Genomic DNA, 22,423 nt, shown 5'->3' with positions numbered 1-22,423 from the left:
GATTTTATTTATAAATATCTGCGAACTCATCTATAGTTGCATCTTCTTGCCATGAGTATTCTATTTCGATACTTTTTTGCTTGGCAATATCATAACCTAATAAATCTGCAACAAACCCTAAACTCATATCTATACCAGCACTAACTCCTGAGCTTGAGTAAATATTACCATCTTTTACCCATCTAGCTTTATCTATCCAAATGACACCAGGAGCTATATTTTTTGTCCAGTTTAGAGCTTTTTTATTTGATGTAGCTTTTTTATTATCAAGTAGGTTTGTCTGTGAAAATAAAGAAGATCCTGTACAAACTGTAAGTATATATTTTGCATTAGTCGCTAATCTAGCTAATTCAGCTATTAGTTCTTTATCATATATTAATTTGCGAGTACCCATACCACCAGGGACAAATAATATATAATCTTTTGAGTTTACTTGATCTAGTTTTTTAGTAGTTATTGAGACATTTTGACTGCTAGTTATATTTCCACCTTCAAGAGAATAGTATTCTAGTTTGAAGTATTCTTTAAAACTTCCTAACACCTCTACAGGTCCGAATACATCTAAAGTCTCAAAATCATTAAATAATACAATTACTATATTTGTCATTTATGAAATTATTTAAATACTAATTTTTAAATTATATCATGACCATTTAAGAGGGTGTTTTTTTATAGATACTAAATTATATCTAGTTTAATTATTAATTTATTATTAAGAGTATGAAAGTGTGTGGTATGATTCTAAAGTCAGATTAGATGAAATAAAATAATATACTAGGAAAATATCAAATATGATCTTAATAATAATTAAACTAGCAATATCTATAATTATGGTGTTGGGTCTTATATATATTTCTGAAAAAAATCCCAGACTAGGAGGTTTATGTTCAGGACTACCATTAAGTGTAGGAATATTTACTTACTTCTATGCAAAAGAAAATGGTCTACATTTTTTGATGATATCAATGCCATATGCAATGGCTGGATTTGCTAATGCGTTGATATATACGATAGGCTTTTATTTAGGAAGCAAGCTGTTTACTGAGCAACGTTATTTAAACACTATAAGTGCGGTTGTTTTAGGTGCTATAGTTTACTTCATTAGTGGATATTTTATTACATTATTACATTTAAATTTATTATCAGGGTTTATTATATTTATAATCTCAATGATTGTTTGTATTTTTTTCTTTAAAGGCGTAGCTGAAACTAAAACTATTAAAGAAAAAATTAAGTTAAAGCCAACTAGTAAAATTAAAATTACTTTATTTAGAATTATTCTTGTATCTTCACTAGTATTATTGATTACAGGTGTTTCTAAATCTGTCGGTTATGCATGGGCAGGAATATTCTCTTCTTTTCCCGTAATGTTAATGTCTGTCGCTACCGTTTTGATATTTACTTATAAGGATGAACTTTTCCCTCGAGTTCTTAAGCATTTTTCATATGGAATATCTATTTTAGTGATTTATGATTTATTAATTTTTTGGTTATATCCAATAATAGGTATTAATTTAGGTACAGTAGTTGCTTATATTATCTGTTTTATTTATTTAGTATTTCTAAATAAGCTAAATCGATAGCTTATCTTTGATAAACTCCTTTTATATAAATACTTAGTGTATATAATTTATGTAATTAAGTATTTATATTAAAACTAATGATTTTCTTTAAAAATATATCTTATCAAGTTGAGATAAAAGAGTTATTTGATAATGTTAACTTTTTAATTTTTCCAAACCAGAAAATAGGTTTAGTTGGTAAAAATGGTACTGGTAAAACTACGCTTTTTAACTTAATACAAGGAAATATAACTCCTGATAAAGGTGATATTGAGATTGCTAAAAATACTCGTATAGTCACAGTTAAACAAGAAGTTGATGATTTTGAAACTAAAGTAATTGATTATGTAGTCAATGGTATCGAATCTTTGAAACAGCTAAAAATAAAAATGCAACAATCACTAGCAACAGAGAATTTTGTTGATTATTCAAAATATCATGAAGAGTATGAATCTCTAGGTGGCTATGCTATAGAATCTCAAGCTGGTAAATTATTATCTGGTCTAGGTTTTAGTATTAGTCAGTTGCAACAAAAAGTAAAAGAGCTCTCAGGTGGTTGGCAGATTCGTTTAAATTTAGCTCAAGCTCTATTACAAGAATCAGATATTTTATTACTTGATGAACCAACAAACCACTTAGATCTAGATGCAGTTTTATGGCTTGAAGAATATTTGCAAGAATATAAAGGCTCTTTACTGCTTATTTCACATGATAGGATTTTCTTAGATAATGTTGTTAAGCAAATATTTCACATCGATAATAAAACTATAGCTACATATACAGGCAATTATTCATCATATGAGAAGCAAGCTTATGAACAACAAGTCCTGCAACAAAAACAGTTTGAAAAACAACAAAAACATATAGCTCATTTACAGAGCTTTGTTGATAGGTTTAAAGCCAAAGCATCTAAAGCAAAACAAGCTCAGAGCCGTGTTAAAATGCTTGAGAAAATACAGCGAGTTGAGGCAGTTAAGACAGAGTCTGATTTTAGTTTTGAGTTTAAGCAAGTTAAAGACCATTTAGGAGGGACTTTAGTCAGTTTACAAAGTGCTGATCTTGGTTATGGTGATAAAAAGATCTTAAATAATGTAAAGCTAAATATCTATAATGAGATGCGTATAGGTCTCTTAGGCCTAAATGGTGCTGGTAAATCAACTTTAATTAAATCTTTAATTGGTGAGATTGATATCTTATCAGGTAAGATTGAAAAACATCCAAACCTTAGAGTAGGGTATTTCTCGCAACATTCTTTAGATATGCTTGATCCTCAAGCTTCACCATTACTACATATGCAGCGTTTTGATCCTAAAGCAACACAAGAAAAGCTTAGAACTTTTTTAGGTAGTTTTAACTTTGTTGGTGATAAAGCCTTAGCAAAAGCAGGGACTTTCTCTGGTGGTGAAAAAGCCCGTTTAGCTTTAGCAATGATTGTCTATCAAGAGCCAAACTTTCTATTATTAGATGAACCAACAAACCATTTAGATATTGGTGTACGTGAAGCCTTAACTATAGCGCTACAAAGTTTCCAAGGAGCTATTATTTTAGTTTCTCATGATAGATTTTTACTTGAGTCAACAGTTGATGAATATATGCTAGTTGGTGAAGGGCACGTTAAATCTTTTGATGGAGATATGAAAGATTATTATAAATATATTCTTGAGATTAAAAAAATAGAAAATGACTCATCAAACTCATCTGTGCAGTCTAACAATGATCATAAAAAACAAACTAGAAAATTATCAGCAGATAAGCGTAAGCAATTAAAACCATTACAAGATAAAATCAAAGAACTTGAAAAAGTATTCGATAAATTGCAAAAACAAGATTTACAAATGCAAGAAGCTCTTCAAGATCAAAGCTTATATGATGATAAGATAAAGTTACAACAAACTTTAGTTGAGCACTCCCAATTAAAAGAAAAAATTGAAGAAGCTGAGTTAGAATGGTTTGAAGCTTTAGAAGAACTAGAAGATCTAAAAAATAATAACTAAAAATCTATTTACAATCATAAGGTTTGTATTATTGTCGCTAGCATTAAAGTTTAATAGTGCTTTTCAAAATGAATATTCAACAAGCTAAAACAGAAAAACTAAACAAAAAATACTCAATGTAGTTTATCTAATAGTTAAAGAAGAGGGATTCATGCTGTATCTTCTACTAAAATTATTAAAACAGCTGGAATTAGTAAAGGTAGATTTTTTCATCATTTTTATCAAGTCGAAGATTTATATTTGTATATCTTAGATAGTTTTGTTGAGAAATTAGAGATTAATCTATCCCCACAAAAGTTTGAAAGTTTCAAAGGTTTTGTTTGTAAGATGTATTGAGTATAATTTTAATGTGTTAAAACAGTCATCAGAAGAAGTTGTTATTATTTTCTATTTTTTTGGCTATAGCCAACATATAGCTAAAACCATATAAAAGTAGTGTCATTGTGTCAGGCTTGACCACACAATCTAGCAAATAGCGTGCATGCAAGCTATTTGATCAAGTACTACTTTTAAACATAGTATAACTATAATATCAAATATAAGACTGAATTCAGAAATATGCTTAAACACTTATTTAATAAATGGATAAGTGAGTTTTCGATTCATTTTGAATCTAGACTATCTGAATATCAAAAAGATCGTTTGCTAAGGTTATTAGATATGTATATTTGTGGTTTAGGCTTTCATTATTTGCTAGATATGATTACCAATTTTTTTGATCAAGATAGTTATTAATAGAAATTTATTAAATAAAAAGGTTATTGATAAGCTTCATCCCAATTACCAGTTAAACCAGCAACTTCGTATTCTGTAACACGGTTCTCAAAGAAGTTTGTATGATCAGCGCCATTTAATATCCATTCTAACCAAGTTAGAGGATTTTTATCAACATTATATATTTCATTTAACCCTAATTGATTTAAACGTCTATCAGTAATATGGCGAATATATTCTTTTACTTCATTTGCATTTAAACCTTCAATAGTGCCTATCTCATATGCTAGATCGATAAATCTATCTTCAAGCTCTACAGCTTGAGTAGCCATTAGATAAATTTCTTTTTTGAATTCATTATCAACTATATATGGGTTTTCTTGGCAATATATTCTAAATAATGCAGCATTACCTTCTACATGCATTGATTCATCACGAATTGACCATTCTACTACTTTACCCATACCTTTCATTTTACCAAAGCGTTGGAAGTTAAGTAGCATAGCAAATGATGCAAAAAGGGCGACACCTTCATTAAATACAGTTTTTGCTAAACATAATCCTAAACCACGACGAGTCGATGGATCAGCATCCATCATAAACTCAATCTTATCAGTCATAGCTTTATATTCTAAGAAAGCATGGTACTCAGAATCAGGAAGTCCTAATGTATCATTAAGTAGAGCATATGCTCTTTGATGGATACCTTCTCTAGCTGCGAATGAGCCTAACATATTACGCACTTCATTATTCTTAAAAGCAGGAATAAACTGATCATAATAGTTTTGACCAACAGCAACATCAGATTGTGTAAATAGTCGTAGAATATTTGTTATATATTCTTTTTCAACTTTTGTGATCTTACCGTTCTTCCAATCTGTAACGTCTTCTGAAAGGTCAATTTCATCTTCAATCCAGTGTGCTTTTTCATGTTTAACTGTCAGATCAACTGCCCATGGGTAGCTAAAAGGTTTATATGTTTTTGAGAATGTTGTTAAAGATGAGCCCTTAACTCTAGCTATAACTTCACCAGCTCTAGCCATAAGGTTATCATAACCACCAATATGTACATCACCAACAAATATTTGTGGTACAGTTCTAACATGTTCTTCAATAAGAAGAATATTTTTATTTACATCATTATAGAACTTAGCTCTCTTTTCATCATCATCAAGAGTAATTTGTGTAAAAGGAATATTATTTGCACCAAACCAACTTTTTGCAAGATCACAGAAAGGACAGTTTGTTTTTGTATATATTTTTACTTCCACTATTTTACCTACTTTTTACTTAAGATTTTCTCAGCATTAGCTTTTAACTCTGTAAAACCACCAATATGCTCATCATCAACAAATATTTGTGGTACAGTTGAAATAGGGTGGTTTACTTTTCCACTTTGATTCATTTCTTCATAGAATCTAGTACGTTGGCTATAATCATCCATAACGATTTCATCAAAAGCTATATCATTGTCTTCAAACCATTGTTTTGCCCAAACACAAAAAGGACAACCATTCCTACTATATACTTTTACTTTCATATTTTATCCTTCACAAGCGATACATTCATTCTCAGATTGTTTAAGTTCAGAGAACTCAACAAGCCTTTGTTTTTCAACTTTTTTAGAAATATTTTCTGCTCTATTAGATGTTTCAGTTCTTAGATAATATAAACCCTTACAACCATATTTCCAAGCATTAAAATGAGCTTTATGTAAATATTCTCTTGAAGCTCCTGCTGGGAAGAAGATATTCAAAGATTGACCTTGACATAGATATTTCTGACGCTCACCACCTAAGTGTACAACCCAGTCTTGATCCATTTCAATAGCTGTTTTAAATACATCTTTTACTTCTTCACTTAAGAAATCTAATTGCTGGACGGATCCACCATTCGTGATAATATCAGACCAAACTTCCTCATTATTCTTACCGATTTTCTCAAGCTCTTGCTCTAGATATTTATTTTTTGTTAGATGTGATCCAACTCTTGTTCTAGATGTAAAGGCATTTGCTTTCCAAGGTTCTATACTAGGAGAAGTATTAAGTATTAGAGAGCTATTTGCATTTGGTGCAATAGCTAATAAATGGGCATTTCTACGCCCAGTACCAGCCATATCTGGAGCTTCACCTTTTTCTTTGCCAAGTATTAGAGTTTCTTCAACAGCTTGATCTTTTATTCTCTTGAATATCTCTTCATTAATTTCTTTAGCTTTTTGAGATTCAAAAGCAACACTATGTTTTTGTAAATATGAGTGAAAGCCCATAGCTCCTAGACCAAGACTTCTTTCACGAGATGCACTGTAGCGCGCTTTAGATATCTCATCTCCAGCATGATCTATGAAAAACTGTAATACATTATCTAAGAATCTAATCAAATCTTTAATAAGAGTAGTATCTTTCCATTCATCATATTTTTCTAAATTTACTGAAGATAGACAACATACTGCAGTACGATTTTCATCAGTAACTAAGTGTATTTCATTACATAGGTTTGAGCCTTTGATTGTTAAACCAAGATCTTTTTGAGCTTTTGGTAAGGCTCTATTTGCAGTATCAATAAAGTTTAGATATGGTTCACCTGTACGGTAACGAGTCTCAAGTATGGTTTCCCAGATTTTACGTGCTTTAACAATATCTCTTACAGTCTTATCATCTGGATCAACAAGTTTCCAATCTTCATCATTAGCAACTGCTTGCATAAAGTCATCTGTAAGGTTTACAGCATGATGAAGGTTCAAACATTTTCTATTAACGTCACCCGTAGGCACACGAATGCCCAGAAATTCTACTATATCAGGATGAGATACATCCATATAGGCAGCATATGAACCTTTACGAGTTTTACCTTGTCTATAAGCTACCATGTCAGCATCTACTGTATGCATAAAAGGTATTGGTCCAGGAGCTTTATCTGAAACAGCTCTAACATTTGACCAATGTCCACCAACACCACCACCTTTTACAGATAACCATCTTAATTCAGAAGAGTGCTCAATAAGTCCTTCTAATGAATCTGGGACATATGACAAAAAGCAGCTAATTGGCAATGATTTAACTTTTGCACCAGGTAAAGGAGCATTCGAAAGTACAGGTGATGCAAACATAAACCAGCCATTAGATGCAGCATCATAAATACGCTGAGCTAAGTTAGTATCACCAAATGAATATGCTACAGCAGCTCTAGCAAAAGCATATTGTGGAGAGGGTTCATTCTCCAAACAATAATAGTTTGTAAGAAGTTGCTGAGCTTGTTCTGAAAGCTCACGATCTTTGGATACATTAATATTAATGCCAAGATAATTTTTGTCAGACATAGTAAAACCTGTTTTAATGTATTATTAATATTAATGAATGTATACCGTTTTAGTATACATTCAAATTTATATGTAAAATTTTATCAATTTTTTTCGATTTTAAAATACTAAATAGTTAAATATTATTCTTGACTTTATAGAATGAGTTTTAAGATGTAGATAGCATAAGGATTATCCACATCCTTAATAAAAAATTTATTTTGCTAAAATTTCAGCAGCAGCATTATTTAGTTCTTTAACTGCATCTATTGATATTTGTAATTGTTCTCTTTCTTTATCAGAAATCTCAACTTCTACAGGTCTTACACCATTTGCAGAGATCTCAGTAGGAACACCAACAAATAGATCTTCATCTAGACCGTACATACCAACTTTTACTTTCGCCGCACATGGTAAGATCATTTTTTTGTCTTTCAAGTAGCTATCTGCCATTTGAATACCAGCAGCTGCAGGAGCATAATAAGCTGAACCAGTTTTAAGTAAAGCTACGATTTCACCGCCGCCGCTTCTAGTTCTAGCAACTATAGAGTCAAGTCTTTCTTGTTTTAGAGATCCTTCTTTAACAAGTTGCTCTAGAGAAACACCAGCAATATTAGACATTTTAGTAAGAGGTACCATAGTATCACCATGACCACCCATTACATAAGCTTGAACTTGTTGCACCGAAACGTTTAATTCATCTGCTAAGAAAGTTCTAAATCTAGCTGAATCTAAAACACCTGCCATACCTACGATTTTATTATCTGGAACACCAGAGAATTTTTGTAGCATGTTAACCATAATATCTAGAGGATTTGTGATACATATTACAAATGCATTAGGGCAGTTGTGTTTGATTCCTTCACCAACTGATTGCATTACTTTAATATTAATACCTAAAAGATCATCACGAGACATACCTGGTTTTCTTGCAACACCAGCTGTTACGATTACAACATCAGAGTTTTCAAGGTCTCTAAAATCATTAGTACCTCTAACTTTAAAATCAACTCCTTCAATAGGACATGTTTGTAGCAAGTCAAGAGCTTTACCTTGAGGCATACCTTCAGCGATATCGAATAAAACTACATCACCTAACTGTTTGATAAGAGCTAAGTGAGCAAGTGTACCACCAATATGACCAGCACCAACTAGCGCTATTTTTTTTCTAGCCATTTAAAATCTCCTTTTTTATGCTAAAAAGTAAATACAAGAATATATTTGTAATTATACATAATAGTTTGCATGTTATTCAATGAAAACTTTTGTAACAATGGTAGTTTATATTTATAATTGTAATCAAATAAATTTATCAACTCTTGCATGCAAAATAAATATATCAAAAATACCGGCTTATACTTAGGTATTCTAGGGCTATTAATATTTATGTTTGGCTTAGCAGAAAAAAATATTTCTGACAAAAACACTATTGTATTGATAGCAACATTTTTTTTGTTTGTTTCGGCATCTATACAGAAAGAACCATTTTTTAGTGGTCTGCAAGGTATAGCATTTGTTAGTGCTATTATGGTTTTTTATCAAATACAACAGGTTTATAATTTAGGCGTATTTATATTTTTAGCTATTGCATTTTCTATCTATTATTTTGGTAGACATAAGTTAAATCTTGCTAGAATATGTGCATTTGTTGGTTTAATAGCTTTATGCTTAGGTATACTTTTAGGTAAAAATGAGCCAATGGTAGTATGTGGAATTGTTCTAGCAATTTATGCAATATTTTCAATACAAGAAGGGTATAGTGTAGGCTGGGTATTTTTGGTGCTCAATATTTTATTTGCAATAGTTGCAGCAAATGCACTATACGGATTTTATTAAACTAGGAGTTTAAATTATGAGAAAATTATCTTTTTTAGATAGAGTTATTGAAGAGCTTGATAGTTATGCAAGATTTACAAAAGCTCCTCTAAATCCAAATAGAAAATCTCCAAGTAAAAATACAGTTGATGGTAAATTATCTGATGATGAAAAAAAACATGCAGCTGGATTGATGAGGGTTGACTATACAGGTGAAATTTGTGCCCAAGGTTTATATAGAGGGCAGGCTAGTGTAGCAAAATCAGCCGAAACTAAAGAACATCTATACCATGCTGCAGATGAGGAGTATGATCATTTAGCCTGGTGTGGTGAGAGGCTTCAAGAACTAGATGCTAGACCTAGTTTACTTAATCCATTTTGGTATTGGGCATCATTTGGGATAGGAGCAACAGCAGGTTCAATAAGTGATAGTCTAAGTTATGGATTTGTTATAGAAACTGAAAAACAAGTAATGAGACATCTGGACTCTCACCTAAAAAGTTTGCCTATAAATGATAATCGCTCACGTGAGATACTTAAGCAAATGTATATAGATGAGTCAGAACATGCAGTTGAAGCAGAAAAAGCTGGTGGTAAAAAACTTCCTAAACCAGTTAAAGTGATTATGAAACTACAGTCAAAAGTTATGACAACTCTTGCATATAGATTTTAAATTTCACAATTTCGAAGTTCTAAATCATAAACTTGACTTTTTAATCTTACTTTCGCAGCTATAGCCTCTTTTTTTAGTACAGAATTACTTTGATATGGATTATCTAAATAATTTTTAAATCCTCCCTCGCCAAGCATGTATGCAAGATATAAATCAAATCTATCAGAAGCTTTCAAGTGAAGCTTATGAGCTAATCGTGCCATATACCAATCTACAAATTCAACACTATCATTGAAACTATTACGTTTAGCATTAGGTTTAACATCTCTTTGAAATATTCTCCAAGTACTATTTAATGCTTGAGCATAACCAAATGCTGAAGAATATCTATTTTTTGCGTTTGCATGAAATTTTGATTCTTGATGTATAACAGCTAGGGTGAATGCAGGGGAGATGCCATATTCCTTATCAGCTTTTTTTAAAGAATTTTGCCAATCTGGATGATGTTTTAATATTTGGCAGATATTTGTATTTGGTGAAGATTCTGTTTTAGCAAAAATGTTTGTTGTGCTTAGAAAAAATATACTAAGTATAATAATAGCTAAATTTTGCTTTTTCATAAGGAGTTTAGATTTTGCAGTTTTTTAATTGAGATTGATAAACTTTTGTATAATTACTTATTTTTGTAGCGATCTTTTTATCTTCTTCAATTTTTGCTTTATTTTTAAATGTTCCAGCTTTATAACGTTTAAACCCTGTTGCTCCAAGCATGTAGGCCATGTAGAGATTTTTGCTATCTGTCATACGTAATTTTAAACTTTTTGATAGTTGTGACATATACCAACCTATAAATTGTACACTATCATTGAAATTATTACGTTTAGCATTTGATTTAACATCTTGCTGAAAATGCTTCCATGTGCCATCAATAGCTTGAGCATATCCATAAGCAGATGAGTATTTACTTTTGGCTTCAGCGTCAAATCGAGATTCTTGATAAATAATCGCCATCGCAAAAGCTGGAGGTAAATTATATTTTTCTTGTGCTGTTTTTAGTGAATTTTTCCAACTTGAATGCTGAGCTAATATTTCACAAGCTCCCATTTTATCATCAATTTTTGTTTTTTCAGAACAACTAGAGATTGTAATGATTAAAAAAATCAATAGTAAATGTTTTAAGTTAAGAGTTTTTGACATATTAAATTTAAATGGATATCTAACTAATAGTTACAAGAGTAAATTATATGAATTTATATTTCTATAGTGTATGAATAATATTTAGTTATTAAAATCTTCGCCTACTATTTCTTTAAGAACAATTCCCGCTATAGTTAGACCAAATAATGATGGCATATAACTAAGAGTACCATTAGTAGCTCTAGATCTACCTTGTTGGTTTGGTTCAGGATCTTTAGGTGGTAGGGGAGCTATACCTTTTTCAGTTGAGAAAACAGCTTTTATACCTTTTTTGACTTTTTGTTTTTTTAGACGAGTACGCATCGCTCTTGCTAATGCACAAACATCTGTTTTATAAATATCTGCTACTTTTATTTGTGTTGGATCAGTTTTTCCACCTGCTCCCATACTTGATATTGTTTTTATATTTAGTTCATGAGCTGCTTTTACTAGATGGACTTTAGCATTTAATGTATCTATAGCGTCTATAACATAATCATATTTATATTGAGTAAGTAATTCATTAGTATTCTCTGGATTTATAAAAGCCTCTAAAGCATTAACATTACATTCTGGATTAATATCATTAATACGCCTTTGCATAATTTCTACTTTAGGCATACCAATAGTGCTTTGTAATGCTATAAGTTGACGGTTAATATTTGATGGATCAACAACATCCATATCAACAATTGTTAAATTACCAACACCAGCTCGTGCTAATGCCTCTATAACAAACGAACCTACGCCACCACAACCAGCGATAAAAATATTAGCACTCTCTAATTTCTCTATGCCTTTATCATTAACCAGTATACCTGTTCTTTCTGTAATTTCTTTAATCATTTTATGAGTAAACCCTATTCATATCATTTATATAATTATATGCAAATAAGTTAGCATAAATTTCACCTGTTACATGATCTACTTCATTTATATTAAGATCAACTGGAAGCCAATCGATAGTATTAGTTACAATCTTATCATTATCTAAAACAAAACCATCTACTATAGCATTAGCATTCTTCATGAATTTGTCATAGTTTAAGCGAGTAACAACAGAATCTTCTTTTAGAGTAAATAAAAACATAGGAGTTCTTGTTCTTTTACCTTGATTTACAATATTTGCATCTCTCATTGTGTTTAAAAGCTCTTCGTTAGAAAAGATTTTTTGTTTAAATAGGTCGTACATGGAGTTATTGCCTGTCGGTATGCCATAATGTGAAGCTGATTCTTGATTGGGATATTTTTTATATAAAGCACTATTAAAAATTGCTCCAGCAAAAGCATTATTTGGAAGATGTTTTTGTAAAAAAAGATTATCAAATGTGTAATGTTTACCTTCAAGGTTGCATTTATCTTGAGAAAATGTAGAGCACATCATATTAAAGAAGCCTTTATCAAAATCCTGTGTACTAATTGTTTTTGAGGTATTTCCATAGTGAAGATAACTCATAAAAGCATTAGACATTAAACCAGGTTTTAACATAGTTGTTATTAATTTACTATGTAGAGCATATTTATTAGAATCATTATTATCAGTCATAAAATCTAATTCGATTTGACTAATATCATAAGCACCGCTTAATCCCGCTGCTGCTCTATATTTGTATAAATTATTTAGCTTATTAACACCTTTACAGTCGCCTCGCCATCCTAAGCATTTAGCACTCCATATTGAGTATGCACCACCTTCTGAGTAACCTACTGAGTAAAGGTTTAGATGTTGATCTGCTTTTAGGTTATATTTTTTGCGAATATCTTTACTAACATTATTTAGCATATCAACAGCAGTATTTACAGTTTGTCTAGGATAAAAAACATATGGATGATAGTTTTTGTAATCATCACCTTGTCCTATGTAGTCTGGAGCAACAACAATATAGCCATTTGCAGCATAAATAGCAGCATAAATAGTATTAAAGAGCACACTTGTTTTATTCTTTTTACTAAGATTAGAACCAACTCCAGCATTATCAAACACAGTAGGGTGGTAGTATATAATTACACCCCTAGGGTCCTTTGTTTCCGGTAACATTAAAAGACCAGATACGTTTGATTTAACTTCACCTGTTGCAGGAAAAGTATTTGTTGTAGTGTAAGTTACCTTATTTAGATCAATATTTTTAATATTTTTATCAGCTAGAGACTTAACATCAATACCATAATCTTTGATATTTTTAATATTCTTCTGGCAATCTTCTTTAGATAATTTTTTGTTACAAAAAACTTTGGTTAGATAGTTTTTTTCTGCGTTTTTAGTTTTCCAAGTAGTTGTTTCAACAATTTTTGAATAACCTAAAGAAGATATTAGAATTAAACTAGTCAATAAAGCAGTTTTTTTCATAGCTAGATTTATTTTCAAAATGTATAGCTACTATTTTATCAATTATTTATATTATGTGTTTTATTTTTACTAATCTAAATCTATATTTCTTACATCTGTAACAGTCATACCAGCTTTTAAAGCATTTATTAATCCTGGAACACCATCTTCAAAAACATGACACTCTTGATTTTTTACCTTATATTTTTCAGCTAACGAGGTAAAGGCTTTAGGAGTGTCTTTACTTGGATGATTATCATCAGCGGTAATAATTTCATCAAATAAATCTGTAAGCTCTAAAGTATCTAAAGATTTGTAAACATTATCTCTTTTGCCCCCAGATATTACAACCATAGGCATTTTGTTATGATAATATTTAACTAAATCAATAACTGGTTGGATAGGTTTTGTTTTATCTAAAAGCTTGTGAGATGTTATTCTTATTTCTTCGGCAATAATAGGGATTTGTTTGTTGTCAAAATTAAATACCTCTTTTAAAATAATTTCGCTTGGAAGACCGTTATATTTTTCAAGATTAACTGAAGAGATAGCTATATTTTTCTTACTTAAAACATCTATCCAAGCATTGATATGTATGTGCATGTTATTTGCAATAGTTCCATCACAATCAAAAATTAAAAGTTTAGTATTCTTATTAACAGGTAAAAGCATAATATTTTGTCTTATTACATATAATGTGGAATATTATATACAATAAATATTGTTGACATAAGAGTAATTAATGCGCAAAATTAGTAGCGTTAAATTTGATAAATAACCATAAAAATTTACTAAATGGAGGATGAAGTTATGGTATTAGTAGGAAAAAAAGCTCCTGTATTTAATGCACCAGCTGTACTAGGCGATGGTGAGATAGTAGATAATTATGATTTTGCAAAAGCTATTCAAGGTAAATATGCTGTTGTAGTTTTTTACCCATTAGACTTTACATTTGTTTGCCCATCTGAGCTAATAGCTTTGGATAAAAGAACAGCTAAGCTAAAAGAACTAGGTGTAGAAGTTATTTCTGTATCTATTGATTCTCACTTTACTCATAATGCTTGGAGAAATACTCCAGTAAATGAAGGCGGTATCGGTGCAGTTAAATATACTATGGTTGCTGATATAAACCAAGAAATTGTAAAAGCTTATGATGTTCAGTCTGAAGGTGGTATGGCATTTAGGGGTACTTTCTTGATCGATAGAGATGGTATAGTACGTCATCAAGTAGTAAACGATCTTCCATTAGGTAGAAATATGGATGAAGTTACTAGAATGGTTGAAGCTTTACAATTCCATGAAGAGCATGGTGAAGTTTGTCCAGCTGGTTGGAACAAAGGCGATGAAGGTATGAAGGCATCTCCAGAAGGTGTAGCAGAATACTTATCTGGCCATGTTGTAGATCTATAATTTAAGTAATTTTCAAGTAAAGTACTATTCTCTTTTTAATTTCTATTTCTTTAAGCTACATAAATGAAAAAAGTTATCTTAATCATTATAAGTTTGTTTTTACTTACTTATAACGTTTATGCAGCTAGTGATGATATAAATACACAAGAAAAACTAGCCAAAGCTAATAAAGATCAAGCAAGTAAAAAAGATGATTCGGCTATTGATAATGTTGAAGAGTTTGAAGGAGAATCTATTTCTTCAGGAAGCACATTTGATATTGGCAAATCATTATTAAACACTACTCACTTGAATAAAGTTAAACCACCATTTTTTGATGGTATAGATAATAATGTTATATTTTCACAAGCATTACTTAATACTCAACAAGAAACGTCAGATGGACTATTTATCCTAGAATCTCGTCAAAATGGACTTTTAAAAGATAATTATCTATATTTAGGTGGAATGGGTTCTTTTACTCCAGTATGGGGTAGGGATTCACAGAATGGTTTATCTTCAAACTCTGTTAATAATTATACTCTAGAGTATTATGTCTTAAGTACGCTTGGAGAATGGACTTCTGTTTATGCATCTTTAAATACTTATACCGTAAATGGTCAATGGAATGTTACACCTGGTAATATATTCTTTATACTAGGGAATCTTGAAAAATTTCCAATATATTCATATGCAGCATTGTCAACTGTTAACTTTGGTAATTTTAATGAAACAACTAACTTTTTACCGACACTAACTAGATTATATTTTATGCAATCTGGAGGTAATATTAATGTTTCTTATAATCAAAATGGCTTACAAGCAAACTTCGTTTTTTTAGGATCTTCAAGAAATAACAATTTGTTACAGGTTGCTAATGCTTATAATGGTAATGCAAATTTAGGCTATTCTGTAAATCTAAAATATACCCAAGACTTAGATAAAGTTGGTGATTATTGGTATGCTGGAGCAGCATATTCAAATGTATCTGGCTTTACAAATCAAAATAATGATAATGTAGGTGTGGCTGATTTTAACTTTGGTATGAATATTAACAAGTTTGAATTTATAAATGAGTTTGTTTTTACTGATAAGGGCGTAACTAGAGCAACAGATCTTTCCGCAGGTTTTAACTTAAGAGAGTCTTTTTCAGCTTCAATATTCCCTGGGTTACAATCTAGTAAATTTTTAACGAGTGGTGGTAGAATTTACTCATGGTCATCACAGCTAGATTATACTTTCGATCTATATAATAAAGATCTTGTACCTTATGTGAGTTATTCACAGGTCCAACAAGCATCTGATAATTATGCAGCTATGGTTAATACAGGGTTTAGGTACAATGCTTTTTCGGATGCTTGGGCTGGCTTTAGCTATAGTTATGTTAAAGGTCAAGCCAAAGACTTTAGTCAACAAGACAACATATTGGCCTTATATCTTAGAATATTTATTTAAAGTAAATTATTTTTAATTTTATGTTAAACTACTATTGTCAATAATTATCCTAGGAATAAAAATGCAGCCCTTACCTCAGTGTCCAAAGTGTCAATCAGAATATGTTTATCAAGATGGAGAATTGTTAATTTGTCCAGAATGTGGCTATGAGTGGCAGCCTGGTGAGCAAGTAGATGATAAGTTGATTATAAAAGATTCTAATGGCAACTCTTTAGAGGATGGAGATACTGTTACAGTAATAAAAGACTTAAAGTTAAAAGGGTCTTCTCAAGTTATAAAGGTTGGTACTAAAGTTAAAAATATCCGCCTAGTAGAAGGCGATCATGATATTGACTGTAAAGTTGATGGTTTTGGAGCAATGAAATTAAAATCACAGTTTGTCAAAAAAGTATAATGAAATAGTATGAAGCTTGAGAGAGTTTTATTCTTAGTATTATTAATAGCTATTTTTAGTTTGTGCTACGCATATATATTAGATGATAATGGCAAAGATATAAGTGTTTCAAAAAGCAAATCAAACTTAATTGATGATATTGAAATGCAAGAAGGAGAGGCTCTAAGTCATAAACAAATTGTTAATATTATCAGTGCTAATAGTAACTCTAGCTTAAAATAAATGTAAAATCATGCTTAAAAAGATTATTGTATTAAATATTTCTCTAATATTTTTTATATCTAATGTATCTTTGGCAGATGATATAACTCAAAATAATAATAGTTCATCAGAACCTAGTAATCAATATTCTCCTAACTCTCTGAGAGAATTAGAATCAAATGCTTTTAGACGAGTTTTTCCTAACGAAGATTTTATGGCTAATATAGCTCCTTTAAGTAATAAGCAGAAAGATAAGCAACAAGAAAAAGCTGCTCAGCAAGCAATTCAAGATTTAGCAGTAAAAGAGGGTGAGGCACTGACTGATAGTGAAAAACGAGCTGTTGCGAAAAAAAGTATTGATAACAAAATTAATCAGGCACTAAATTATAATGCTATAAAGACTTCCTTTTTTAACGGTTTTCGTGTTAGTGAGACTTTTTCTCACGCAATGTTAAACACCCAGCAAGATACTGGTGATCCTTTGTTTATGCTTCAGGCTAGAGAGCAGGGCATTTTAGATGATGATTATATCTATTTCGGTGCTAAAGTAGCTTTGCTTGATTGGTATAGATTAAATCAAGTTCCTCAAGGAGGGGAAAATAAAGAATTTTCATACGCTGTAAATGCTTATGCAGCTTCAACAATATCTAAGTGGTTTAGTGCCTTGCTTGGATTTACACTTTATCAAGATCATGGTGATGGCTTTAATGTTACTCCAAATACAATATACCTGATTGTTGGTAACTTATCAGAGAGTCCATTTTTCGGCTATGTTGCCAATTCAACAGTGATGTTTGGTAACTTTGATATTGTTTCTAACTATGTCCCAACCTTAACGCGCACATACTTTATGCAAGCTGGTGGGAATATTAACCTCTCGTATCATACTCAAGATTTACATCTAAATGCAGTAATACTAGATGCCAATCCAGATAGTTATTTTGGTGCTACAAATGCTGGAAGTGAAAGTGGTGTTGGGTTTAGTCTAAATGCTAAATATATTTATCAAATGGATAATGTAGGTGATTACCAGTTCTTTGGGGCAGCATATTCAAATGTTTCTGGTTTTCAAACTGCTAATGGAGGTGATGTTGGGGCTTTTGATGTAAACTATGGTTTAGCAATTTCAGATATAAACTTTGAAGCAGAAGCTCTTATTACAGATACAGGTGTAGGAGGAATCAACAATTCCTCTTCTGTTAGTCCAAAAAATATTGCTGGTGTACCATTCTTTGGTTCTGTAAGACCAAGTGCTAATTTGATATATGATGGATTTTTAGGTTCTGGAGGGGTGGTTGCATCATGGTCAACTCAGCTTAGTTATACTGCGACAGTATTTAATAAAAGGCTTATTCCTTATGTTGATTATTCACAGATTCTTCAAAATACAGATAATTATTCTTATCAGTATGGTGCTGGTTTTAGATATAATATTTTTTATGGTTCATGGATTGGGCTAGATTACACAAATATTAATTCAAGCAGTACGCATTTTAATGAAAGACAAAATTATATTTCTTTAGACTATACATTATATTTATAATGATCTATTGGTATAATTACTAACATAGATTTTTTCTGAGTAAATATATTAATGTCTAGACAAGTTTTTATAGATACAGAAACAACAGGTTTTGATTATAAAATTGGTAATAGAATTATCGAGTTTGGAGCTGTAGAGGCTATTGATAGAAGAATAACGGGTAATACGCTACATTTTTATTGTAATCCAAATTATGAGGTAGAAGCAGGGGCCTTAGCTATTCATGGCTTAACAAATGATTTTTTATCAGATAAGCCTCTTTTTGAAGACAAAGCTGATGAAATGATTGAATTTTTGAAGGACTCTGAAGTTATTATTCATAATGCTGCCTTTGATGTACCTTTTATAAATTGGGAGCTTGGGCTACTAAAAGATAATAAGTATGGAACGTTAGAAAATCATGTTGCAAAAATTATCGATAGTTTAGAGATTGCTAGGAAGAAACATCCGTTACAAAAAAACAATCTTGATGCTTTATGTAAGAGATATCAGATAAGAAATGATCATCGTACATTTCACGGAGCTTTACTAGATAGTGAGTTATTAGCTGATGTATATCTTGCAATGACAGGTGGACAAACTAACTTGACACTACAAACAGCGAAAAAAGCAAGTAAAAATAATATTGATATTGACCTTAGTAAATTGAATTTACGCAGAGCAGATGAAACTGTTAAAAATATTAATGAACATCAGGAATATTTAAAAAATATATTAAAACTACAAGAAGACAATATATGGTAGAAAAGATAATATTTCTAGAGGCTAAAAGTAGTGAGCTTACCTTAGCTGGTAAAGATTTTTTTGATAGAGATTTGTTTTTAGAAAAAGCCACATATAAAGCTTGGCTTGCCCTTCAAGAGGCTGCTAAAGTAGACAAAATAGAACTATTTATAGTATCAGGCTTTAGAAGCTATGAATATCAGCAAAAAATTATTGATAGAAAATTAGCTAATGGGCAGACTCTTGAGCAAATAAGTAAAGTAAATGCTTTAGCTGGACAAAGCGAGCATCATACTGGTAGAGCTATAGATCTAACTACGACTGGAGAAAAAGAAGTTTTAACAGAAGATTTTGAAAAGACACAAGCTTTTAAATGGTTAACAGAGAATGCTTATAAGTTTGGTTTCAAGATGAGTTTTCCACCGAATAATAAATATGGTTTTATTTATGAACCTTGGCACTGGTGTTATCAAAATGAAGAAAATTAGAAAGTTCTTACTATTATCTTGTTCTTTGCTAGCTTTAAGTAGTTGTAGTAGTGTCTCTAAAGATGTTAAAAAAGATAAAACAAACCTTGAATTTGCATCTACTAATTATCCTTGGATATTTACTTCAGTGCGTAAAGATATTATCGAGTCTAACTTACAAGAAGCTATTAGCCAAAATAGCCAAATAGGAACTGCTAAAGAATTAAAAAATTTAAATGATCTTGAAACAGGTCGACTTTTACAGCTTGATAATAAATATCAAGACTCAATAAAATCTTATAATGAAGCATTAAAATCCGTACCAACAAATAAAAAAGAATTACTTAAAAAAACCAAGTCAATATTGTTAAGTAAAGATACTTATAGTTATTATGATATTAAATCAGCATATAACATCCCTGATTATGAGATAACTTTTTTGTATACATATCAGGCATTGAATTATTTGAAGACTAATAATCTTAAAGAAGCTTTAAAATCTTTAAATAATTTAGATAATGCAAGTATTTGGTATAACCAACAACAAGTTCTTAATGATGGAATGAAAGAGCTTGGAAAAAAAAGTTTCAAAGAAAATGATATAAGTGACAAAATACTTGGTATCGAAAATTTTAAAGCTTTAAATCAGATGATAAAATTTTCAAGAAGAATACCTAACTCATATGGAAACCCTATGAGTTATTACTTAAAAGCTATATTAGAGTCTGTTGTTTCTAAAAATTATCAAAAAGCAGCATCTGATTTATCAAAGGCTCAAAATTATACTGTTGGTAATAAGTACCTTAATCAAACTGCAAATGAGTTTAGATCTGCAATAGCTAGTCAGACATCTCCTTTTCCTATGGGAATGGGTAGAGTAGTTGTATTTTATGAGCAAGGTCTAGTAAATGTAAGAAAGTCAGAAAAAGTTCCTTTAGATTTAGGAGATGTTGGTGTAAAGAAAATAGAGTTTCCAATTTATAAGACAAATTATCACTTTTTTGGACCTAAAAAAGTTTCTATTTCTGCAGGAAGTAGAGTGCTAGTTGATACCTATTCAGAAACTCTTCTTGATGGTACTCTTTTTGCTATTAAATCTTTAGTTGAAGAATATCCTAAGGTTATTACACAGAATGTTCTGATAGAAGCTGTTAAACATGATTTTGATAAAGGATTTGCACTAGGTGGATTACTTGGGAGTCATTTGAAATTTAATCTTTCAAAAACAGATCCAAAACGAGCAGATTTAAGAAGCTGGTTATTGATACCAAATAGTGTTGATTTGTTTGAACAAGAACTTGATAGTGGAAATTATACAATACAGGTAAATAATATTCGCCAAAAAATAGATGTCAAACAAGGAAAAACAACTTTATTATGGATTGTTGATATTGGTAAATTTAAAAAGATTTATTATTTTATTTTTTAGATAATATAAGCTAATTTTAGAAAATAGATATATAATTTAGGAAAGATTTATTTATCCAAATGTAGTGATAAAATTGTTAAGTAAATTTATTTGTCTAAAAAAGACAAGCTTAATTTTGGGAGTATCAGCTTCTTCAACAATAGGGCTTTTTACAGCATACCAAGTTATATTTGATCCTCATAATATATATGGTCTATTTGCAGCATTAGGGTGTTTTGTTGCAACTCTTCATCAAGTATCAATACGAGATCACTCTATTAAATTTAGATTATATGTTGGAGTAATGTTTTCTATCTTAATGAGTTTAGCTATAGCTTTGGGTAGCTATTATTCTAATGATTTAGTTATAAGCTCCCTTATATTATTAGCATTTGCATTTTTGGTAGGATATACGGCAAAGTCAGACTTAGTATTTGCTAATGGAGTTCTTTTTGTTGCTGATATGTATGTTATTGGCACTGGTTTTAATAATGATATTTTAGACTCATTAATAATAAGTAGCTTAACTTTTATTGGAGCCATAATTTTTATTTTATTATTTATCTCTATGGCAAAAAAAGTGAAAATAACATATATAAATGATCAGCGATCAATAAAAATTATTCCTGACGTTGAATCAACATTATATGCTATAAGTCTTTCATTAGGTTTAATAATTGGGAATTTCATTTCGATATACTTTAATATTGAAATAGGTTATTGGATACCAATGACTGTATTATTAATTTTTAAACCTGATGTTATTAGGTCTTCAACAGCTATTAAACATAGGTTAATAGGTACTTTAATCGGGTCATTATTTGCTATACCATTAGCTATATATTTATTTAATCCATATATCATTTGGTTAATACTATTTATAACCACATTCTTCACAATTTGTTGTATCATCAAGCATTATGGTAGCTATGTATTCTTTCTGACTATTTTTATCGCGATGTTATTAAAACTAGCACATATGTCTGGATATGACATTAGTGTTTCAAGGCTTATATATACTGTAATTGGAGTAATCATTGTTGCTATCATAATAATATCTTCTAGATATTTAAAATTAATTTTGAGGTTATCTTAGTTAACAAAGGTACAATAATTAGTTTAATAATAAAAAATAAATTAATAGGATTATTTATAGGAAGATTATTCTTGGGTTTAGTAAATAAAACCATGGCTAGTTATAGTTAATCCGAATGACTTATGTAAAATAAAACCTGTCATTCCGGACTTGATCCGGAATCTCCTAGCCAAAGTGAAGAGATCCTGAACCAAGTTCAGGATGACCGTTTAAAAGTACACAATACAATTGGATTGACTATATTATTTTTAC

At 30.5% G+C, this 22,423-nt stretch carries 24 protein-coding genes; 14 read left to right on the top strand and 10 right to left on the bottom strand.

Annotated features, from left to right (window positions below):
- Nucleotides 1-4: 4 nt before the first annotated feature.
- Entirely contained in the window at nucleotides 5-607 is a 603-nt protein-coding gene (locus F7310_RS05470; RefSeq protein ID WP_072712352.1) for a DJ-1/PfpI family protein, read from the bottom strand.
- 184 nt (nucleotides 608-791) lie between these two features.
- Here F7310_RS05470 and F7310_RS05465 point away from each other — a divergent pair, with 184 nt between their 5' ends.
- From F7310_RS05465 to F7310_RS10855, 3 genes are all read left to right on the top strand, one after another.
- Nucleotides 792-1,583, top strand: a complete 792-nt coding sequence (locus F7310_RS05465) for an MFS transporter (RefSeq protein WP_072712350.1) — start codon at nucleotides 792-794, stop codon at nucleotides 1,581-1,583.
- Between the two features lie 77 nt (nucleotides 1,584-1,660).
- Nucleotides 1,661-3,556: an ABC-F family ATP-binding cassette domain-containing protein gene (locus F7310_RS05460; protein WP_072712349.1), complete on the top strand. Its 1,896-nt coding sequence runs from the start codon at nucleotides 1,661-1,663 to the stop codon at nucleotides 3,554-3,556.
- A 147-nt stretch (nucleotides 3,557-3,703) separates the two neighbouring features.
- A complete protein-coding gene (locus tag F7310_RS10855; protein WP_084645248.1) occupies nucleotides 3,704-3,892 on the top strand; it encodes a TetR/AcrR family transcriptional regulator in 189 nt (62 codons plus the stop codon).
- Between the two features lie 422 nt (nucleotides 3,893-4,314).
- On the opposite strand, the gene F7310_RS05450 is transcribed toward F7310_RS10855, so the two are convergent.
- The 4 genes from F7310_RS05450 to mdh all read right to left on the bottom strand — a co-directional run bounded on the left by F7310_RS05450 (nucleotide 4,315) and on the right by mdh (nucleotide 8,741).
- Entirely contained in the window at nucleotides 4,315-5,544 is a 1,230-nt protein-coding gene (locus tag F7310_RS05450) for a ribonucleotide-diphosphate reductase subunit beta (protein WP_072712347.1), read from the bottom strand.
- A 5-nt stretch (nucleotides 5,545-5,549) separates the two neighbouring features.
- Entirely contained in the window at nucleotides 5,550-5,810 is a 261-nt protein-coding gene (locus tag F7310_RS05445) for a glutaredoxin domain-containing protein (protein ID WP_072712345.1), read from the bottom strand.
- Between the two features lie 3 nt (nucleotides 5,811-5,813).
- Complete coding sequence (locus F7310_RS05440) at nucleotides 5,814-7,586, bottom strand: ribonucleoside-diphosphate reductase subunit alpha (RefSeq protein ID WP_072712343.1); 1,773 nt, start codon at nucleotides 7,584-7,586, stop codon at nucleotides 5,814-5,816.
- A gap of 195 nt (nucleotides 7,587-7,781) precedes the next feature.
- Nucleotides 7,782-8,741 carry a malate dehydrogenase gene (gene mdh / locus F7310_RS05435; RefSeq protein WP_072712342.1) on the bottom strand — a complete coding sequence of 320 codons (960 nt, stop codon included), beginning with the start codon at nucleotides 8,739-8,741 and terminating at the stop codon, nucleotides 7,782-7,784.
- A 147-nt stretch (nucleotides 8,742-8,888) separates the two neighbouring features.
- Here mdh and F7310_RS05430 point away from each other — a divergent pair, with 147 nt between their 5' ends.
- Together F7310_RS05430 and coq7 are read left to right on the top strand one after the other, a co-directional pair.
- A complete protein-coding gene (locus F7310_RS05430) occupies nucleotides 8,889-9,401 on the top strand; it encodes an MFS transporter (protein ID WP_072712340.1) in 513 nt (170 codons plus the stop codon).
- Between the two features lie 16 nt (nucleotides 9,402-9,417).
- Entirely contained in the window at nucleotides 9,418-10,053 is a 636-nt protein-coding gene (gene coq7 / locus F7310_RS05425; RefSeq protein ID WP_072712338.1) for a 2-polyprenyl-3-methyl-6-methoxy-1,4-benzoquinone monooxygenase, read from the top strand.
- On the opposite strand, the gene F7310_RS05420 is transcribed toward coq7, so the two are convergent.
- From F7310_RS05420 to F7310_RS05400, 5 genes are all read right to left on the bottom strand, one after another.
- Nucleotides 10,050-10,613, bottom strand: coding sequence for a transglycosylase SLT domain-containing protein (locus F7310_RS05420; protein ID WP_072712337.1), 564 nt, complete (start codon nucleotides 10,611-10,613; stop codon nucleotides 10,050-10,052). The genes coq7 and F7310_RS05420 overlap by 4 nt on opposite strands.
- 7 nt (nucleotides 10,614-10,620) lie before the next feature.
- A complete protein-coding gene (locus tag F7310_RS05415; protein WP_072712335.1) occupies nucleotides 10,621-11,190 on the bottom strand; it encodes a transglycosylase SLT domain-containing protein in 570 nt (189 codons plus the stop codon).
- A gap of 81 nt (nucleotides 11,191-11,271) precedes the next feature.
- A complete protein-coding gene (locus tag F7310_RS05410) occupies nucleotides 11,272-12,015 on the bottom strand; it encodes a tRNA threonylcarbamoyladenosine dehydratase (RefSeq protein WP_072712334.1) in 744 nt (247 codons plus the stop codon).
- 1 nt (nucleotide 12,016) lies between these two features.
- Entirely contained in the window at nucleotides 12,017-13,516 is a 1,500-nt protein-coding gene (locus tag F7310_RS05405) for an alpha/beta hydrolase family protein (RefSeq protein WP_072713546.1), read from the bottom strand.
- Nucleotides 13,517-13,585: 69 nt separating this feature from the next.
- Nucleotides 13,586-14,167 carry an HAD family hydrolase gene (locus tag F7310_RS05400; protein WP_072712332.1) on the bottom strand — a complete coding sequence of 194 codons (582 nt, stop codon included), beginning with the start codon at nucleotides 14,165-14,167 and terminating at the stop codon, nucleotides 13,586-13,588.
- A 138-nt stretch (nucleotides 14,168-14,305) separates the two neighbouring features.
- Between F7310_RS05400 and F7310_RS05395 the strand changes: the two genes are divergently transcribed.
- The 9 genes from F7310_RS05395 (at nucleotide 14,306) to F7310_RS05355 (ending at nucleotide 22,171) form a co-directional block, all read left to right on the top strand.
- Nucleotides 14,306-14,905 carry a peroxiredoxin gene (locus tag F7310_RS05395; protein WP_072712331.1) on the top strand — a complete coding sequence of 200 codons (600 nt, stop codon included), beginning with the start codon at nucleotides 14,306-14,308 and terminating at the stop codon, nucleotides 14,903-14,905.
- A 63-nt stretch (nucleotides 14,906-14,968) separates the two neighbouring features.
- A complete protein-coding gene (locus tag F7310_RS05390) occupies nucleotides 14,969-16,339 on the top strand; it encodes a hypothetical protein (protein WP_072712329.1) in 1,371 nt (456 codons plus the stop codon).
- Between the two features lie 61 nt (nucleotides 16,340-16,400).
- A complete protein-coding gene (locus F7310_RS05385) occupies nucleotides 16,401-16,733 on the top strand; it encodes a zinc ribbon domain-containing protein YjdM (RefSeq protein WP_072712328.1) in 333 nt (110 codons plus the stop codon).
- A gap of 9 nt (nucleotides 16,734-16,742) precedes the next feature.
- Nucleotides 16,743-16,955, top strand: a complete 213-nt coding sequence (locus tag F7310_RS05380; RefSeq protein ID WP_072712326.1) for a hypothetical protein — start codon at nucleotides 16,743-16,745, stop codon at nucleotides 16,953-16,955.
- Between the two features lie 10 nt (nucleotides 16,956-16,965).
- Entirely contained in the window at nucleotides 16,966-18,477 is a 1,512-nt protein-coding gene (locus F7310_RS10560; RefSeq protein ID WP_173647415.1) for a hypothetical protein, read from the top strand.
- Between the two features lie 51 nt (nucleotides 18,478-18,528).
- A complete protein-coding gene (dnaQ, locus tag F7310_RS05370; protein ID WP_072712325.1) occupies nucleotides 18,529-19,221 on the top strand; it encodes a DNA polymerase III subunit epsilon in 693 nt (230 codons plus the stop codon).
- Nucleotides 19,215-19,688, top strand: a complete 474-nt coding sequence (locus tag F7310_RS05365) for a M15 family metallopeptidase (RefSeq protein ID WP_072712323.1) — start codon at nucleotides 19,215-19,217, stop codon at nucleotides 19,686-19,688. Before dnaQ ends, F7310_RS05365 begins: the two co-directional genes overlap by 7 nt.
- Nucleotides 19,675-21,096 (top strand): COG3014 family protein, encoded by a 1,422-nt coding sequence (locus F7310_RS05360; protein ID WP_173647422.1) that lies wholly within the window; start codon nucleotides 19,675-19,677, stop codon nucleotides 21,094-21,096. The genes F7310_RS05365 and F7310_RS05360 overlap by 14 nt, the downstream gene beginning before the upstream one ends.
- Before the next feature lie 73 nt (nucleotides 21,097-21,169).
- Complete coding sequence (locus F7310_RS05355; protein WP_072713543.1) at nucleotides 21,170-22,171, top strand: FUSC family protein; 1,002 nt, start codon at nucleotides 21,170-21,172, stop codon at nucleotides 22,169-22,171.
- Nucleotides 22,172-22,423: the final 252 nt, after the last annotated feature.

This window comes from Francisella uliginis, from assembly GCF_001895265.1.
Classification (GTDB): domain Bacteria; phylum Pseudomonadota; class Gammaproteobacteria; order Francisellales; family Francisellaceae; genus Francisella; species Francisella uliginis.
The sequence above is the reverse complement of the archived record's forward strand: the minus strand, read 5'-3'. Positions and strand labels throughout refer to the sequence as shown.

Bases quoted from the DNA above. Each gene is read 5' to 3' on its own strand.
- F7310_RS05400 (WP_072712332.1), bottom strand. From the start codon at position 14,167: ATGCTTTTACCTGTTAATAAGAATACTAAACTTTTAATTTTTGATTGT.
- F7310_RS05470 (WP_072712352.1), bottom strand. From the start codon at position 607: ATGACAAATATAGTAATTGTATTATTTAATGATTTTGAGACTTTAGAT.
- F7310_RS10560 (WP_173647415.1), top strand. From the start codon at position 16,966: ATGCTTAAAAAGATTATTGTATTAAATATTTCTCTAATATTTTTTATA.
- F7310_RS05420 (WP_072712337.1), bottom strand. From the start codon at position 10,613: ATGAAAAAGCAAAATTTAGCTATTATTATACTTAGTATATTTTTTCTA.
- F7310_RS05380 (WP_072712326.1), top strand. From the start codon at position 16,743: ATGAAGCTTGAGAGAGTTTTATTCTTAGTATTATTAATAGCTATTTTT.
- F7310_RS05365 (WP_072712323.1), top strand. From the start codon at position 19,215: ATGGTAGAAAAGATAATATTTCTAGAGGCTAAAAGTAGTGAGCTTACC.
- F7310_RS05465 (WP_072712350.1), top strand. From the start codon at position 792: ATGATCTTAATAATAATTAAACTAGCAATATCTATAATTATGGTGTTG.
- mdh (WP_072712342.1), bottom strand. From the start codon at position 8,741: ATGGCTAGAAAAAAAATAGCGCTAGTTGGTGCTGGTCATATTGGTGGT.
- F7310_RS05390 (WP_072712329.1), top strand. From the start codon at position 14,969: ATGAAAAAAGTTATCTTAATCATTATAAGTTTGTTTTTACTTACTTAT.
- F7310_RS05360 (WP_173647422.1), top strand. From the start codon at position 19,675: ATGAAGAAAATTAGAAAGTTCTTACTATTATCTTGTTCTTTGCTAGCT.
- F7310_RS05460 (WP_072712349.1), top strand. From the start codon at position 1,661: ATGATTTTCTTTAAAAATATATCTTATCAAGTTGAGATAAAAGAGTTA.
- F7310_RS05440 (WP_072712343.1), bottom strand. From the start codon at position 7,586: ATGTCTGACAAAAATTATCTTGGCATTAATATTAATGTATCCAAAGAT.
- F7310_RS05410 (WP_072712334.1), bottom strand. From the start codon at position 12,015: ATGATTAAAGAAATTACAGAAAGAACAGGTATACTGGTTAATGATAAA.
- F7310_RS05395 (WP_072712331.1), top strand. From the start codon at position 14,306: ATGGTATTAGTAGGAAAAAAAGCTCCTGTATTTAATGCACCAGCTGTA.
- F7310_RS05405 (WP_072713546.1), bottom strand. From the start codon at position 13,516: ATGAAAAAAACTGCTTTATTGACTAGTTTAATTCTAATATCTTCTTTA.
- F7310_RS05430 (WP_072712340.1), top strand. From the start codon at position 8,889: ATGCAAAATAAATATATCAAAAATACCGGCTTATACTTAGGTATTCTA.
- F7310_RS05445 (WP_072712345.1), bottom strand. From the start codon at position 5,810: ATGAAAGTAAAAGTATATAGTAGGAATGGTTGTCCTTTTTGTGTTTGG.
- F7310_RS05385 (WP_072712328.1), top strand. From the start codon at position 16,401: ATGCAGCCCTTACCTCAGTGTCCAAAGTGTCAATCAGAATATGTTTAT.
- dnaQ (WP_072712325.1), top strand. From the start codon at position 18,529: ATGTCTAGACAAGTTTTTATAGATACAGAAACAACAGGTTTTGATTAT.
- F7310_RS05415 (WP_072712335.1), bottom strand. From the start codon at position 11,190: ATGTCAAAAACTCTTAACTTAAAACATTTACTATTGATTTTTTTAATC.
- coq7 (WP_072712338.1), top strand. From the start codon at position 9,418: ATGAGAAAATTATCTTTTTTAGATAGAGTTATTGAAGAGCTTGATAGT.